Origin of the sequence: Sulfidibacter corallicola (assembly GCF_017498545.1) — a bacterium.
GTDB lineage: Bacteria > Acidobacteriota > Holophagae > Acanthopleuribacterales > Acanthopleuribacteraceae > Sulfidibacter > Sulfidibacter corallicola.
Genome location: NZ_CP071793.1, coordinates 5,048,521 through 5,063,973 on the forward strand (window position 1 = coordinate 5,048,521; position 15,453 = coordinate 5,063,973).

At 61.3% G+C, this 15,453-nt stretch carries 13 protein-coding genes; 2 read left to right on the forward strand and 11 right to left on the reverse strand.

What is annotated here, in order from left to right; all coding sequences use genetic code 11:
- Positions 1-23 precede the first annotated feature (23 nt).
- Entirely contained in the window at positions 24-299 is a 276-nt protein-coding gene (locus J3U87_RS15100; protein ID WP_237383883.1) for a hypothetical protein, read from the forward strand.
- A gap of 789 nt (positions 300-1,088) precedes the next feature.
- On the opposite strand, the gene J3U87_RS15105 is transcribed toward J3U87_RS15100, so the two are convergent.
- The 11 genes from J3U87_RS15105 to argC form a co-directional block, all read right to left on the reverse strand.
- Positions 1,089-2,078 (reverse strand): NUDIX domain-containing protein, encoded by a 990-nt coding sequence (locus tag J3U87_RS15105; RefSeq protein WP_237383884.1) that lies wholly within the window; start codon positions 2,076-2,078, stop codon positions 1,089-1,091.
- Positions 2,079-2,319: 241 nt separating this feature from the next.
- On the reverse strand, positions 2,320-3,729 hold the full coding sequence (locus J3U87_RS15110) for a M20 family metallopeptidase (protein ID WP_237383885.1): 1,410 nt from the start codon (positions 3,727-3,729) through the stop codon (positions 2,320-2,322).
- Positions 3,730-4,181: 452 nt separating this feature from the next.
- Positions 4,182-6,395, reverse strand: a complete 2,214-nt coding sequence (locus J3U87_RS15115) for a chemotaxis protein CheA (protein ID WP_237383886.1) — start codon at positions 6,393-6,395, stop codon at positions 4,182-4,184.
- 12 nt (positions 6,396-6,407) lie between these two features.
- Entirely contained in the window at positions 6,408-6,821 is a 414-nt protein-coding gene (locus J3U87_RS15120; protein ID WP_237383887.1) for a response regulator, read from the reverse strand.
- A 56-nt stretch (positions 6,822-6,877) separates the two neighbouring features.
- Entirely contained in the window at positions 6,878-8,131 is a 1,254-nt protein-coding gene (locus J3U87_RS15125; protein ID WP_237383888.1) for a response regulator, read from the reverse strand.
- A 117-nt stretch (positions 8,132-8,248) separates the two neighbouring features.
- Positions 8,249-9,016 carry a septal ring lytic transglycosylase RlpA family protein gene (locus J3U87_RS15130; protein WP_237383889.1) on the reverse strand — a complete coding sequence of 256 codons (768 nt, stop codon included), beginning with the start codon at positions 9,014-9,016 and terminating at the stop codon, positions 8,249-8,251.
- Positions 9,017-9,280: 264 nt separating this feature from the next.
- Positions 9,281-9,844: a hypothetical protein gene (locus tag J3U87_RS15135; protein ID WP_237383890.1), complete on the reverse strand. Its 564-nt coding sequence runs from the start codon at positions 9,842-9,844 to the stop codon at positions 9,281-9,283.
- A 267-nt stretch (positions 9,845-10,111) separates the two neighbouring features.
- Positions 10,112-11,341 (reverse strand): bifunctional glutamate N-acetyltransferase/amino-acid acetyltransferase ArgJ, encoded by a 1,230-nt coding sequence (argJ, locus tag J3U87_RS15140; protein ID WP_237383891.1) that lies wholly within the window; start codon positions 11,339-11,341, stop codon positions 10,112-10,114.
- Between the two features lie 68 nt (positions 11,342-11,409).
- Positions 11,410-11,937: a GNAT family N-acetyltransferase gene (locus J3U87_RS15145; protein WP_237383892.1), complete on the reverse strand. Its 528-nt coding sequence runs from the start codon at positions 11,935-11,937 to the stop codon at positions 11,410-11,412.
- Positions 11,938-11,946: 9 nt separating this feature from the next.
- Complete coding sequence (gene argB / locus J3U87_RS15150; protein ID WP_237383893.1) at positions 11,947-12,693, reverse strand: acetylglutamate kinase; 747 nt, start codon at positions 12,691-12,693, stop codon at positions 11,947-11,949.
- The gene (argC, locus tag J3U87_RS15155; RefSeq protein WP_237383894.1) at positions 12,687-13,730 is read right to left on the reverse strand and encodes an N-acetyl-gamma-glutamyl-phosphate reductase; all 1,044 of its coding nucleotides are present in this window, start codon (positions 13,728-13,730) and stop codon (positions 12,687-12,689) included. Before argC ends, argB begins: the two co-directional genes overlap by 7 nt.
- A 699-nt stretch (positions 13,731-14,429) precedes the next feature.
- Here argC and J3U87_RS15160 point away from each other — a divergent pair.
- Positions 14,430-15,320: a uracil-DNA glycosylase gene (locus tag J3U87_RS15160; RefSeq protein WP_237383895.1), complete on the forward strand. Its 891-nt coding sequence runs from the start codon at positions 14,430-14,432 to the stop codon at positions 15,318-15,320.
- Positions 15,321-15,453: the final 133 nt, after the last annotated feature.

Here is a 15,453-nt window from a genome sequence, read left to right on the forward strand (position 1 = left end):
TCGGGGGCAAAGGAGGACCGACCATGCTGACCACTTTTCTTTTTGCACTCGTCGTGTTCAGTGTCTGTTTTTTCGGGTTGGGCATCGGGTTTTTTCTTCGTGGCGTGGCCATGAAAGCCTCCTGCCGCAGCACCGCCCATTTCATGGATGAAGATCCAAGCTGCGGGGCCTGCGCCAAGAAGGAAAAAGAGCTTTGCCCCAGCGACGACGAGTCCGGTCTACTGCACATCTCCCAGATCAGCAACCCCCACCGCACCATGAAAGAGCGCGACAAGCCCGAACCCGGTTATCAAGTCTGAGAGCCACCGATCGGCGGCTCGGTATCGGCATGCGGGTTTCAGGCATCGGGCGTTTCTGCTTTGGCAAAAGCAGGGTGGGCGCCCAGCTTGGAAGTATCAACGCGAAGCGCACCGATTCGGTGAGCCCGCACGCGCGTAAGAGACGTAAAGCCTGTAGGTTGGCCGGCTCGGCCGACTATTCGGAGTAACGTGTGTAGCAGGCCGGAGTTACGCCAAAGAGCGAAGCCGATACTTTCCCTCACCGCGCGCTGTCGAAGCGACCTGCCACAGATCGAAATCAATCATCGAGAGATTTAGAGGCTCGACTTTGCTGCTTCGAACTTTTCCCACTGGAACTTGCGAAGGGTGGGTTACTCCGAAAAGTAGGCCGCGCCATACCGGGCGTGCCATACCGATCCTGCTCAACCAATCGAAGCGATCTGGCATAGATCGAAATCGATCATCGAGAGATCTGTAGGCTCGACTATGCTGCTTCTCACTTTTACCACTGGAACTTGCGAAGGGTGGGTTACTCCGAAAAGTAGGCCGTGCCATATCGGGCGTGCCATACCGATCCTGCTCAACCAATCGAAGCGATCTGGCATAGATCGAAATCGATCATCGAGAGATCTGTAGGCTCGACTATGCTGCTTCGCACTTTTCCCACTGGAACTTGCGAAGCGTGGATCGCTTCGAAGTGTCGGGCCAGCGGCCCAACCTACCGCAATTCCGCCCCTCAAAGCATTCGGGAACTCCGGGCACGGGTCGCTTCGACAAATTCATCCGGCGGGCTTACCGTCCCTTTTACCGTTACTGGTTTTCCCGCAGCTTCGTCGAGGAAAGCTCCTGGTAGGGGTGGTTCGCCAATCGCGCGACCTGACAGCCGTGGGCGTTCAACCAGGTGGTGGCGCGCTTGAGCGATTTCGGCTTGGAGTGGCGCGGCGCCACGAAAAGCGTATCCAGTGAGGCGGCGAGGGTTTCGGCTTCGAACCAGTCCGGGAAGCTCGCGAAGCTGTCCTCACCGACCAGCAGGGATCGGGACTCACGCGTCACGTAAGGAACCCATTGCGCCGTGGGGTTCGGTTGTTCTCGCCCGCAAAAGCCGGGGAAGACGCAGGCGCCCAAATCGGCGACCGCCGATTGGAGTTCGCGAAACAGCGACCAGTAGCAGCGATCGGAGGGGCCCTTTTTGAAGGGGTTGGCGTCGGGAACGACCACGACGTCCTGGGGATTGGGGCAGAGCGAGACGCAGGCGTGGTGGCCCAGGTGCCAGGGGTCGAAGGTTCCGCCGTAGAAAACCGGGTGGTGGGGAAAGTATTCCGGCACACCGAAGGCACCCACCGTGCGTAGGGGTGCGACGGCGGTCGGCATCGGCTGCCAGAAGCAGCCCAGGGCTTCACACAGAATGGCGCCGTGATCGAAGGCCAGCCGCGGCAGCTCGCGCAACGGCACCCACTGTGCCTCGCGGGCATCGTCGCAACCGCGCACGTAGCGCGATTCGGGCAGCCAGAAAAGGAACGGCTGAGAGATCGTCCAGCCGCGTGGGTCGCGATCCTTTTTTGCGCGTAACGATAGCGGAATCGCGCGGGTGGGCGGCAAATCGAGTCGGGTTTCTTCTTTGAGCTCGCGCAGGGCGGCGGAGAAAGGCAGTTCGAAGGCGTCGACGAAACCGCCGGGAAAGGCCAACCAATCCCGGAAGGGCGCGCGACCGCGACGAATGACCAGGATTTCCATGGCCTCGCCACTTCCGGAGAGGACCACGGCATCCACCGTCAGGGCTGGTTTGGGATATTTGGACATAGGCACCTGGAGTTCATGGCGTTGGGGTCATGCGAATTTCCGAGCGATTGGCCGGGGCCGAATCACTCCGTGGCCGACGATGGGAAGGCACCTCGCGGAAGGTCGGTTTGGCGGATTCGAAGCGAGGAATTCGAGATCTGCATGCACCCGATTGGGCCGGTGGGATTCGCGAAAAACCCGAATCCCACCGGGGCCGCGATCGGGACCGCCGGTCGGGTGGACCCGTGGCCCACCCGTCAGGTCAAAGGGCCGCGTGAATGGCCAGGATGTGGGCCACGCAGCAGGTCAATTTCTTGGCGTAGGGAACGTGGAGGAATTCGTTGGGGCCGTGAGCGTTGCTGTTGGGACCCAACACGCCGGTGACCACGAACTGGGCCTTGGGAAATTTCTCGCCGAGCATGCCCATGAAGGGAATGGTGCCGCCCTCGCCCATGTGCAGGGCCGGTTTGTCGTAGAAGGTCTGCGATACCTCGTCGAGCGCATCGGCCAGCCAATCGGCCAGGGGCGGCGCGTTCCACCCGGTGGCCGCTTCCTCGAACTCGCAGGTGATCTTGGCGTTGTAGGGCGGATTGCGGGACAGAATGTCTTCGACGACCTTCTGGGCCTCGTGGCCTTCCAGGGTCGGTGGCAGACGCAACGACAGTTTCAGGGTGGAATAGGGCCGCAACACGTTGCCGCCCGATTGAACCGGAGGCAGCCCCTCGGCACCGGTATAACTGAGTGCGGCGCGCCAGGTACGGTTGAGGATGCAGGCGACCGGGTCGTCGGTGGCCGGCTGCATGCCCTGGACGAAGGGATACTTGCGGTAGAGTTCCTCACCCAGGGAATCGGCGACGCGCCGGGCTTGCGCCACGCGCTGTTCGGGAATTTCCACCTTGAGCGATTCGGGTACGATCTCACCGGTGTTCTCGTCTTCGAGGCGCGCCACCAACTGGCGCAACACGCGAAACGAGGACGGGACGATGCCGCTGGCGTCGCCGGAGTGCACGCCCTCCTCCAGGACGTCCACGCGCACGGTGCCGCCCACCAGGCCGCGCAGGGAGGTCGTGCTCCACAACTGGTCGTAGTTGCCGGCACCCGAATCGAGGCAGACCACCAGATCCACCTCGCCGATTTCCGCGGAGAAGTGATCCACGTAGGCGGGCAGGTCCGGCGAGCCGCTTTCTTCGGAGAATTCGATCATCACCACCGCGCGGGGCAGCTTCACGCCCTGCTCGCGCATGGCCATCATGGCGCACATCGAGGCGAAGAGCGCGTAACCGTCGTCGGCACCGCCGCGACCGTAGAGCTTGCCGTCCTCGTAAACCGGTTTCCACGGTCCCAGGTCGGCGCGCCACCCGCTCATTTCGGGCTGCTTGTCCAGGTGACCGTAGAGCAGGATGGTCTTGTCCAGATCACCGGGGATATCCAGCAGAATCAAGGGAGTACGACCTTCCAGGCGACCCTGGTAGGTCTTCATGCCGGGGATCGGATGGGCCTCGATCCATTTCCAGGCCAGTTGGAAGGCATCTTCCATGTGGCCGTTTGCATCCCAATTGGGATCGAACGCGGGCGACTTGTTGGGGATCCGAATGTAATCGATCAGGGTGGGGACGATTTCGTCGTCCCAGAACTTGTTGACGAACGCTTCAGTGACTTGGGGATTTGGCATAAACGAACCTTCCTCATTTACTTAAAAACCGCGTCACCCGGTGCTCCGGTGTCGGGCCCGTTGGACGTTCGGGCGCGTGGCGATGGTGACGGGTCGACCCTGCTTCTGGCTGGGGCTCACAAATTCGGGCGGCTGCCTGGGTGTGGCGTCGGGACATGCGAAAAGCCGTGCCCACAGCGACGTCGATCGCCCGTGGCGAAATCGGGGAACATGCCCGTGATGACCGAAACGGAACCCGTGGACCATTGTACATCGGAATCGTTCGGCACCCCAGAGGGATGACCGTCGGGGGGCGGCGCGCCGCGTTTGAAAGGGTCCAGGGCGTCGAACGCCTCGCCGTTCACCGTCCCTTCGCGGCATGGCTGGCCCCGTGGACGGGCCGCCTCAAACGGCTCGTGTCGGAAGGACCGAATCCGGTCGCGGTGATGGCGGCCGGATTCGGCAAAACGCAGTCATTCTACCTGGCGTTCGATGGCGCGCAAGTCCACGATCATCGATACCTGGCCGTCGCCCATCACCGCCGCACCGAGATACTTGCGCAGGTCGATCCAGGGCACGGGGCGCAGAACCACTTTCTGCAGGCCGAGAATGACATCCACGAAAAAGGCGAAGGGTCGAGACTTGGCCTCCACCGTGATCAGGATGCCGTCCAGAAGATCGTTGTATTCGCCGTAATAGGGGCCGTCCAAATGCGTGATCGGCATGATCATGCCGTTGCGCTTGACGCATACCGCGCCGTTGGGAAGCCGGTGCAGGTCCTTGGAGAGGGGGCGGAAGGATCCCGAAATGCTGTCCATCGGCACCACGAACCGTTGCTCGCTGATCTGCACCACGAAGCTCTGCATGATCTGGGTGCCCACGGTTGCGGGTAACTTGATGAAGAATTCGGTACCCTGACCCGGTTTCGTTTTGACTTCCATGCGCCCGCCGGCATCCTCGACCGCGCGTTTCACGGCATCCATGCCCACGCCGCGTCCCGAGATCTCGGTGACCGCGCTCGCGGTGGAAAAACCCGACGAAAAGATGAAGTCCACCAAGAGATCTTCGGTGACCGGATCGTTGGGACCCAGCAGGCCGTTCGCGAGGGCCTTTTGGCGGATCTTCTCGTAATCGAGGCCGCGACCGTCGTCCTTGATGGAAAGGGTGATCGTGTCTTCCGATTCGGTCATGGTCACCGTGACCACGCCCGTCTCGGATTTGCCGGTCTGGGCCCGTTCCGCGGGCGGCTCGATGCCGTGATCGGCGGCGTTGCGCACCATGTGCACCAACGGTGCCTCCAGGGTTTCGATCAGGCTGCGGTCGATGGTGAGATCGTCCCCGGCGATGACCGTATCGATGCGCTTGTTGCGAGACGAAGCCACGTCGCGCACGATCCGCCTGGATTTCTCCAACATGGTGCGCACCGTGACCTTGCGGATTTCCATGATGCTGGCCTGAAGGTCGTCGGAAAGCTTGGTGAAGGTGTTGATGACGCGCAGAAACGCCGAGGTGATCGGCAACCCCGCCTGGGTTTTGAGCAGCTCGCTGTGGATGTAGCGGAACATTTCGTCGACCGCGATCAACTCGCCCACGAAGCTGAGGAAGGCGTCGATGCTGTCTTCCGAGACCCGCATGGTGCGACCGCGGTCCTGTTTGCGGGCTTCCGCGGCCGGTTCCTCCGCGCGGCGCGGCTGGTCGGCGGCCGGCTGCTCCTCGGCGGCTGCGGACTCCGCTTTTTCGGGCTTGGGCTGCACATCCCCCTGGCCGCTGGGTGACGGTTCGTCGGATGGGGCCCCTTCACCGGCATCCGATGCCTCGTCGGCCGCCCCGCCTCCGCCGGGATAGGTTTCCCAGGCTTGCATCTGGGCCAGGCGGCGGCCCTTTTCGATCAGTGAATTGCGCAGGATGTCGTCGAATCCGATGCGGCTCACGAACAGGTCGAACTCTTCCAGCGCTTCGGCGATGGTGTGTTGCGCCGCGTCGGTTTCGGCCAGTTCGGTCATTTCTTTCAGGCAGGCCTCCACCAGTTCCGCCTGCTGCTCTTTGGTCAGCCCGGAAGGTGGGTTTTCGAGGATTTGCATCATGGAGGCCAGCGGTCCGTCGGGGGTCGCGTCTTCTTCGGGAGCCTCCTCCGCAGGTTCTTCCTCGGGGGTGCCGGCAGCCAGGAGGTCGATGGCCTGCATCAGGGTCGCGTGTTCCTCGGTGTTGGCCAACAACGGTGCGTCGGCCAGCTTTCGCAGCAGGACCAAGGCTTGGGGGATCGGGCTTTCGACGGCTTCGGTGGAGGCGTCGAGCTGCTTGACCACCTGTTCCATCACCGCTTCGTAGCGCTCCGCCTCGCAAGCCTCGTCACCGGCTTCGCGGGTGGCGTCGAGAATGGCGAGAATTTCGTCGACACCGGACAGCAAGGTGTCGATGATGACGGGCTGCACCGACAACTTGCCTTTTCGCAATCGGTCGAGGATCGATTCCAGCTCGTGCGCGAGAGCTTTGGTCTTGAGAAGGCCGAAATAAGCCGCGTTGCCTTTCAAGGAGTGAACCGGTCGAAACACGGCTTCGATAATGGACAGGTCGCCCGGCGCTTGCTCTAACTGAACGAACAGCCCCGGGATCAGACTCAATGATTCCACCGACTCATCGATGAAATCGATCATCATCTCTCGGTCGATATCATATTCGTCGTCCACGTGCGTCTCCCCTCAGGGTTTCATACCCCTAAGTTCCCGTAATTTTCGTTGCCAATTCTTTAGGCGCTCTTCGATGCGATTGACTGCATTTTCTAATTCGGCCAAATCCTGTAATGGCTTGAAAATGAAAGTTTCGGCACCGAGCCTCAGGCAACTCAGGGCGTTGTCCAGGGTGACGTAGCCGGTGATGACGATCGGACGGAGGGTCGGGTTGTGTTCCTTGATGTAACGCAACAACTCGATGCCGTTCATGTCGGGCATCATCACATCGGTGATAACCACGTCGATGCGTTGTGTTTCCAGAATGCGAACGGCTTCCCGGCCGTTGGCGGCGGTCATGACGTCATAGTCCAGCAGAGAGAAGTGGCGAGAGAGCATGTCGCGAATCATTTCCTCGTCATCGACGATCAAAAGAATCAAGCTCATGAAATACCCCCTTCAACGGCAGTGGGTGATGGTGCATCGTGATTGAATGACCTGCATTACGAGGCGCCAGCCTCGCGATCGTCGGTTGAGTCGGGAACGGCCTTGGGCAGCCTGATCGTAAATCGGGTGCCGCCCTTCGCCGCGTTCTCCGCGGTGATCGTGCCTTTGTGATCCTCGATAATGCCTTGACTGATCGAGAGCCCCAACCCGGTTCCCTTCCCAACATCCTTGCTGGTAAAGAAGGGGTTCCAGATATCGGGGAGCTTTTCCGGCGGAATGCCGACACCGTTGTCGGTAACCGTCAGCTCCGTGTGCATTGGGTCGAAGGAAGTGCGGAAAACCAGGCGAGGTCGGACGCGGCCGGTCAGCTCTTCCATCGCATCAGCCGCGTTGACGATCAGGTTCACCAGTACTTGTTCCAGTTTCTGGGCATTGCCTCGTGTGTTTGGAAGGTCGGTATCCAGCTCCAACACGACCTCCGCCTCGAGGTGGTTCAAACGATTCCCGCAGAGGATCAAGGCGCGGTGAACGCATTGGTTGAGGTCGACGGGTTCGAAATGTTCGCGGTCTTTGCGCGAGTAAGTCTTGAGGCCGTTGATAATGGCGCTGATGCGTTCGACCCCGTTGCGAATCCCGGAGAGCATTTTCGGAATTTCGGTGAGTACCAGGTCGATCTTGCGGCGGTCGCGTTCCGGGGTGGATTCGGCCTTGCTCTTCAGCGTTCGTTCGACGAGTGGCCAGCATCGTTCGAGGGTTTGCGCGTTGCCGGAAATGAAGGTGGTGGGATTGTTGATTTCGTGGGCGATCCCGGCCGTGAGCACGCCCAGCGAGGCCAGGCGATCCGCGTGCAACAGCATGCGGGCGCGCTGCTCCGCCAGGTCTTCCATCTCGGTGACGGCCTTGGTCAACGCCACGTTTTTCAAATAGAGCTGCTTCTGGGATTCGACCAGGCGCGAACCGACCTTGATGCGGCTGTTCAGCTCCATTGGATCTACCGGCTTGACCAAAAAATCGTCGGCCCCCGCTTCAAATGCAGTCAACATGTCCTTCTTTTCCGATTTGGCGGTAATGAGAATCACGTGGAAGGGTGTGGATCTTTCGCTGCTTCTGATACGGCGAACCAGTTCCAAACCATCGAGGCCCGGCATCATCCAATCGACCAGGCCCATTTCGATGTCTTTTTGTTCGGAAACAAGGTTCCACGCATCCAAACCGTTTTCACAAGTCAAAGGCTGATGTCCCCACTTCTCCAAAAACCGTTCCAAAACTTTAAGGGAGACGCGGTCATCTTCAGCCACGAGAACTTTCATCGCGCACAAACACCTCGAGGACTCGATATAGCCCTACTCGGCCGACAGGGCATAGTGGCTTTAAAATTGAGCTCCTGTGGGGAATTTGCGGCGATCGAGAGATGTGCGGTCCGTGCCCTAGTAACGTCGTTTGGGGCTGTCCATGAACAGGACCCAGGGGGAGATGTCGGGATCGTCGATGCCGTCGGCGAACGTCAGGGCATCGCCCCGATGCGCGAAATAACCCACTTGAACGCGAAAAAAACCGCGATCCGTAGAAACCATTCTTGCCTGAGAAAATTGTGATTCCATGCGCCGCAGCATCGCTTTTGCTTTTTTCTTTTCCTGGAAACTTCCCACTTGCACAGTCCAGTAACCCTCGGCAGCTTGCCGCGTCGGTCGCACCCTCGGTCCTTTTCGCGCCGCCTGCCAATCGTCGTAATGTCGGTTGGCCAGGTAGATCTTCACCGGCGCCGTACCGGTTCCGATCAGGCCGATTTTCGAGGCGGCCCCATGAGAGAGATCGATGACCCGTCCGCGCACGAAGGGGCCGCGATCGTTGATGCGCACGTAGACCCAGCGGTCGTTGTCGCGATTGATCACCTTGACGACGGTGCCGAAGGGAATGGTCTTGTGGGCGGCGGTCAGGTCGTGCATGTTGTAGGTTTCGCCGTTGGAGGTCTTGCGGCCGTGGTAGGGCTTGCCGTACCAGGAGGCGGTGCCTTTTTGCAATAGGTCGCCGTCATCCTTGCCGCGCAGGGAAACGGGTCGTTCGCCACGTAGCTTGATCTCCCCGTTGCGCTTGACGTCCTTGCGCCCGCAGCCGACAACGGTGAGCGCCATCAAAATCATCAGCACCTGGGCGGTCGCCCATGTCGGTTTGGACCAAGCTCGACGCAGCAACATGTACATCCTCCATCGCGATTTCCATTCGAGTCGAAGGAAATCTCGGCTTCCTGTTTCGGCGATGCCTGCCGCCCAAGGGGGCCCGAGCGCGTTGCCGGGCAGGCGAGACTCGGGAAATGACGGGTTCTTCAAGGAGAGACTTTAGCAGCATCGACCTTGCCGCGATCATCACTTTTCGCGATGGACCCCTGAATTTCTTGCTTTTATGGCCCGATCCGGGCTTCGGGACGATGCGGCTGCGGGCCCGATCGAGGTTCGCTCCGTTTAGGATCCCTTGCTCTTGTGCCACACCTTGCGCAGCCAGGGGCCGAACACTTCCATCTGCACCAGGTAATGCTTGCGGTCGGGATCCTTCCAAATGCCCATTTCCGTGCGGGGGTCCATCAATTTGCGCGCCTGATATCGAAGCTGCTGGGTCGTGAAGGGGATTTTGGTGCAGACCTCCAGAAGGAAGAAGCGACCTTCCTGGCAGAGCAGGGTATTGGCGTCCCAATCTTGGTGCACCACGCGAATCAGGGTGTTGCGGTGGTGTCGGTACCAAGCGGCGAAGGTGGGCATGTGAACCAGCCAGGCTCCCTCGTGGAGATCGATGCCCATGTCGGTCCAGGCGCTTTCCGAATCGTAGGCCATCTTCTTGAGCTTGGCGGAGACGAGGTGCAATTTGGCCACCACCTCCTTCAACCCGAAGATGCCGGCCTGATGGAGCAGCGTTTCCTCGTCCCAGCCGGCTTCGATCTCGCGAACCTTCAACTCGCCTTGGGGCAGCGGAATCCGGCTGCGACGGCCGGACGGGTAGGCGGTTCGAGAAATGGGTTGGGTCTCTAGCATGACTGGCGTTCCTCTCCCCGTCGCGGATCGATACCCACCGGACCTACCGCGGCGGGGTTACCCGTCATCCTAACTGCCGTCGACATACATGTCATGAGTTAGCCCGTAAAAGCCCCGCAAAACACAGTATTCGCGAATACAGCGATCGCGAGGAAATATTCGGACAAAGGGGTTCCCGGAAAACACCGTCGCGATCCATGAGCCGGGTTTCCCTGTTCCCCCTGAAATCTGACTTTTTCCAAAAGCACGCAACGGTGCCGGCCGGATTCAGCTCCGGTAACTGGCGTTGATCGTCACGTACTCGTGGCTTAGGTCGGTGGTCCAAATTGTCGCGGTTTCCGGACCGTCGTGAAGGTCGATCGTGACCCGAACTTCCGGGCAGCCGAGGATGCGGCGCGCCTCCTCTTCGTCGAAGGGCAGGGGCATGCCGTTTTCCAGGACGCACATGGTGCCGAAGCGCAGGCTGACCTTGGTGGGATCGAAGGGCAGGCCGGACGCGCCCATCGCGGCCAGGACCCGGCCCCAGTTGGCGTCGCGGCCGTACATCGCGGTTTTGAAGAGCAGTGAGGTGGCCACCGCTTGGCCCAATTGGGCCGCCAGCGTTTCCGTGCCCGCGCCGCAAACCTGCAGGTGAATCAAGCGGCTCGCCCCTTCCCCATCGGCGGCGATTTGCATCGCCAGCGATCGACACACCGTTTCCAGCAAGGACTCGAAGGCTTGCGAATCCGGGCCGACCTCGGCACAGCCGTTGGCCATGATGGCGACCATGTCGTTGGTGCTCATGTCGCCGTCCACGCTGATGCGGTTGAAGGTTCGCGAGGTCACCCGCTCCAGCATCTCCTGCAGCAGGGGAGCCGGGATCGCCGCATCGGTGGTGATCACCCCGAGCATGGTGGCCATGTTGGGATGAATCATGCCCGAGCCCTTGGCGAAGCCGGAGATGCGGTAGCCGTCGCCGTGCACGACGGCGGTTTTGGCGCAGGTGTCGGTGGTGCGAATCGCCTCCGCGGCGTGCAAGCCGTGGCCGCCGTCCAGGCGCGCGGCGGCCTCGGTGATGCCGGCCAGGACCTTGCCACGCGGCAGTTGCACACCGATGACACCGGTGGACATCACCAGCACTTCGTCGGATTTGCAGCCCGTGTCCGCCGCGGCCTGGCGCGCCATGTCGCGTGCCGCGTGGTCGCCGTGCACGCCGGTGACCGCGTTGGCGTTGCCACTGTTGATCACGATGGCCCGCATGCGTCCGCCGCTTCGCTGCAGATTGGCGCGGCTCAGGCATATGGGCGCGGCTTGAACGCGATTGGTGGTGAAGACCGCCGCGGTTTGCGACGGAACATCGCTGACGAGAAGCGCCACGTCGAGATCTCCGGACTTTTTGATGCCCGAGGCCACCCCGGCGGCCTGGAACCCGCGCGGCAACGGAAAGGCGGACGAAGGCACCGCCATCTCGGGAACGGTAGTTGGATTCGTTTGTAGACCCTTGATTTGCAACGTCATGACAACCTCTTACCCGTGGTATCGATTTGGAGGAGAGAGGCGAACCCGGACCGAGGTCCTCTCTCGATTCAGGACGTGACCGTCAATGCGCGCCACATGGCCACCTCGCGGCATCCCTCGCGAAAGGCACAGCCGGTGCAGTCGCCGTCGATCTTGGCCGGCATGCGAGACCGCGCCACCCGCTCGAAGCCCAGTCGTTCGAAGAAACCCGGCTTGAGGGTCATCGCGAACAGGGTTTCGGCTTCTGTTGCTTCCGCCCTTCGCGTCAGGTGATCCACTAGCATGCGACCGATGCCGAGGCCGGCGTAGCGGTGGTTCACCGCAAGGGACCGGATCTCCGCGGATCCGTCCCCCCAGTCGAACAGTGCACCGCATCCGATGACCGTGCCGGCCGTTTCGACCACCGTGAATCGTGGAATGGCCGATCGAATCGAGGCGTGGGTCACGGGCAGCATTTCACCGACTCGCGCGAAACCCGCCACCAACCGAACGATGGCGTCGGCGTCCGCCTGTTCCGCGGCGCGAATGTGGGGTTCCGGGGACAGAAGTGGCTTGGTGGGCGATGAGGCGTCTTTGGGAGCGCTGACGATGACCATATCCGCCTCTCACCGATAGACCCGGGTCGCGGTTGTCGCCCGTCCGATGGAGACGTGGGGAATGCCTTCGACCACGCCGGCTGCGGCGGCCTTCACCTTGGGAATCATGCCGTCGCGCACGATGCCGTCGCGAATGGCGTCCTGGGCTTCCGTCAGGCTCAGCGAAGTCATCGGCAGCCCGCTCTCGCCCAGTACGCCGGGCACGTCGGTGATGAAGGAAAGCCCCGCGGCGCCCAGTGCCTTGGCCACCGCCACCGCCACCTGGTCGGCGTTGACGTTGTAGGCACAGCCGTCTTCGCCATAGGCCACGGGCGCGATCACCGGCGTCACGCCCTGAGCCAGCAAGGCGTGCAGAAAATCGGTGTTGATGCCGGTGATTTCGCCCACGTAGCCCAAATCCGCGGGAACGCCGTTCTCCTGGATGAGCATCTTGCGGGCGCGCAGCAGGCGCATGTCGGCACCGCTCAGGCCCAGGGCGTTCAGACCGGCATCGTTGAACAGGCGAACCAGGCGTTTGTTGACCTCGCCCACCAGCACCATTTCGACCAGTTTGAGCGTGGTGGCGTCGGTGACGCGCAGGCCGGCGACATAGCGCGGCACGATGCCCAACAGTTGCTGGAGCCGTGCCACTTCGCGGCCGCCGCCGTGGACCACCACGAAGGGCTGGCTGCGTTCCTTCAGTTCCGCGGCGAAACTCTGGAGAAACGTTTGGTTTTCGCTTTCGCCGCCACCCAGTTTGAAGACATCGATCAACATGGCAATCCCTCCGTTTCGGGCAGGCCGAACATGAGGTTCATGTTTTGAACGGCTTGTCCGGCGGCTCCTTTGAGCAGATTGTCGATACTGGCGACGACCACCAGCCCTCCCTCGCAGGGGTGCAGCGAGATGGCCGTATGGTTGGTACCGCAGGTGTGTTTCAAGGAAGCGGTGGCGCCTTCGGCCAACAGGTGGACGAAGGGTTCCTTTTCGTAGCGGGCCGCGTAATGCTCCCGGATTTCCGACATCGAGGGCCCCTGGCTCAGCGGTACGTGAATGGTGGCGAGAATGCCGCGATTCACCGGCGCCAGGTGCGGCACGAACACGACCGAAGGGATCTCCGCACCGCTCATGTCGCGCAGGGTTTGCATGATTTCGGGAACGTGGCGATGGACCTGGCCGGGATGGTAGGGCGTGACGTTCTCGTTGGCTTCGACGAACAACGACGGAATCTTCAGGCCCCGACCGGCCCCGCTCAAACCACTGACGGCATTGATCACGATGCTGCCCTCTGTCAGCCAACCGGCCTCGGCCAGGGGGTACAGTGCCAGGGCCGTGCAGGTGGGATAGCAGCCCGGGTTCGCGACCCGCGTCGCGTCGGCGATGCGCGTGCGGTGAAACTCGCTCAGGCCGTAGACGAAACTGCCCAACAAATCGGCATGGGCGTGCTCGGTTTGGTACCACCGGCGGTAGTGGTCGATCTCGCGCAGGCGGTAGTCGCCGCCCAGGTCGATGACCCTGACCCCGGCTCGCGCCAGGCGCGCGGCCTCTTCCTGCCCGCGTCCCGGTCCGGCACCGTGAGGCAGGCACAGGAAGGCCAGGTCGATCTCGTTCAAGGGGACCGACTGTGGGGAACACAACGGGAGGTCCAGGGTCGTCGGATGTAGCTGGTTCAGGTTCGCGTCGGGGTTGGAACCGCTGGTGGCGTGGCCCAGGCGAACCCGTGGATGGTTCAGCAGCAACTTGACCAATTCGAAGCCGCTGTAACCCGTGGCACCGAAGACGGCCACGTCGATGTCTTTGGAAGACTGAATCATGAGTCGTGCCTCATTTTATGGAAAGGGACGCGTGCCCGGTCGTGCCGGGTGCGCGGAGAACCGAACGGGGAACCCGCCCCGGTTGGCGCGTGGCTCGGCGGAGTTCCCGTCCGGATGCTGTGCGTTTCGAACCGCGATTGAAAGGGTTGGCGTACCTGCGGATCGGTGATGGGAAAGCTCGCGGATCAGCGGCTTCGTCGGCGTCGGTGAAACCGGCCGGGGGGAACAGGGCGGGCCCAAGGAAAAACGAGTGGAAACATCAACATGGTACCGGCTCCAAAAACGATGCGCTCGGGGGGCAGGTGCGCGCAAAACATGGAGAGACTATACATCCCGGACGAAGAGGATAGCAATAAAATTCTGTTAAAAAGTGAATAAACTGAATTTTATTCAGGAGGTATTCATCCTGAGCGATCCGTCGAAAGGCGTGATAGCCAGGCTGACTTGATTGTGAGCGCTTTGATTAAAATGTTTCATAGTAGTTGTTTGAAGAAAAATTTACTTCAGGGATTCGAAGCCGGGTGTGATCGGCTGGGATCTTGGCGATGGATATGGTTTTATTCTAGAGTGTGTTCGCCCTCGACTCGCGGTTTCGGGCCCGACGCCTTTCACCCCATCCCCGACGGGAATCCGGGTTAGAATAGGCCCGCACGGTTCCCGGATGGGTTTCGAGCGCTCTGGAGTTCACGGCGGTTGTTTATGACGGTTTTGGAAGATCTACAAAACTACTTGGCATACATGGAGACGGTCGGGTTCGGCAATCTCCAGGTTCCTGCCGACCTTTTTGCCCGCACCGCTCGCAGGAGCCCCGCGGAGCGCACGGCATCGCGGGCCGCCCCCTCCCAAAGCATGCCGACCTTCGCGCCGCCGCCCGCCAATCCCCTGGCCGACGGGACGCGCGCGGTCGCGGAAAAGCCGGCTCCGGCCAAGGCCGCCGCCGCGCCCAGCCTTCTCTCGATCATGGACATGATGAAGGGCCCGGCCTTGGAGAGCGAGGACAATCAGGCCAAGGCCGATCAGGTGGGCGGCGAAACCAAGGTTGACCGGTTGCGCAATCTGTATCAAACCTTTCACGCCTGTCAGGCCTGCGCGCTGGGCACGACTCGAAACCGCTTCGTGTTCGGCGAGGGCGATCCGGAGGCCTCCCTGATGTTCATCGGAGAGGGCCCGGGTCGCGACGAAGACATGGCCGGTCGGCCCTTCGTGGGTGCGGCGGGCCAACTGCTGAACCGGATCATCGAGGCCATGGGGTTTCGGCGCGATCAGGTGTTCATCGCCAATGTGGTCAAATGTCGACCGCCGCAAAACCGCAAACCGCTCCCGGATGAAACCAGTGCCTGCACGCCGATCCTGGTCAAACAGATCGAATTCGTGAACCCCAAGATCATCGTCGCTCTGGGGGCGACGCCCTTCTGTTTTCTCAAGGGTCAGAACGTGTCGATCATGCGGCATCGCGGCCAGTTCTTCAAATGGCGCGACTACCGGGTGATGCCCACCTTCCATCCGGCCTACATTCTGCGCAATCCCGTTTCCAAACGAGACGTGTGGGACGACATGAAAAAGGTTCTGGCTGAATTGAAAAAGTCGTAATGAGCGGAGAGGTAACCCGATTCGGCGATCAGGCCGCCCGGATCGAACGGGCCGGCGCGACGAGCGCACGCCGGTCGGACTCGTTGGAACAGGAATATCCGCGTCGGGATTCGGCGCATCGCGTGATCTGGAA

Coding starts and splice junctions, on each gene's coding strand:
- J3U87_RS15130 (WP_237383889.1), bottom strand. CDS start 9,016: ATGTTGCTGCGTCGAGCTTGGTCCAAACCGACATGGGCGACCGCCCAG.
- J3U87_RS15135 (WP_237383890.1), bottom strand. CDS start 9,844: ATGCTAGAGACCCAACCCATTTCTCGAACCGCCTACCCGTCCGGCCGT.
- argJ (WP_237383891.1), bottom strand. CDS start 11,341: ATGACGTTGCAAATCAAGGGTCTACAAACGAATCCAACTACCGTTCCC.
- J3U87_RS15105 (WP_237383884.1), bottom strand. CDS start 2,078: ATGTCCAAATATCCCAAACCAGCCCTGACGGTGGATGCCGTGGTCCTC.
- argB (WP_237383893.1), bottom strand. CDS start 12,693: ATGTTGATCGATGTCTTCAAACTGGGTGGCGGCGAAAGCGAAAACCAA.
- J3U87_RS15125 (WP_237383888.1), bottom strand. CDS start 8,131: ATGAAAGTTCTCGTGGCTGAAGATGACCGCGTCTCCCTTAAAGTTTTG.
- J3U87_RS15160 (WP_237383895.1), top strand. CDS start 14,430: ATGACGGTTTTGGAAGATCTACAAAACTACTTGGCATACATGGAGACG.
- argC (WP_237383894.1), bottom strand. CDS start 13,730: ATGATTCAGTCTTCCAAAGACATCGACGTGGCCGTCTTCGGTGCCACG.
- J3U87_RS15100 (WP_237383883.1), top strand. CDS start 24: ATGCTGACCACTTTTCTTTTTGCACTCGTCGTGTTCAGTGTCTGTTTT.
- J3U87_RS15120 (WP_237383887.1), bottom strand. CDS start 6,821: ATGAGCTTGATTCTTTTGATCGTCGATGACGAGGAAATGATTCGCGAC.
- J3U87_RS15110 (WP_237383885.1), bottom strand. CDS start 3,729: ATGCCAAATCCCCAAGTCACTGAAGCGTTCGTCAACAAGTTCTGGGAC.
- J3U87_RS15145 (WP_237383892.1), bottom strand. CDS start 11,937: ATGGTCATCGTCAGCGCTCCCAAAGACGCCTCATCGCCCACCAAGCCA.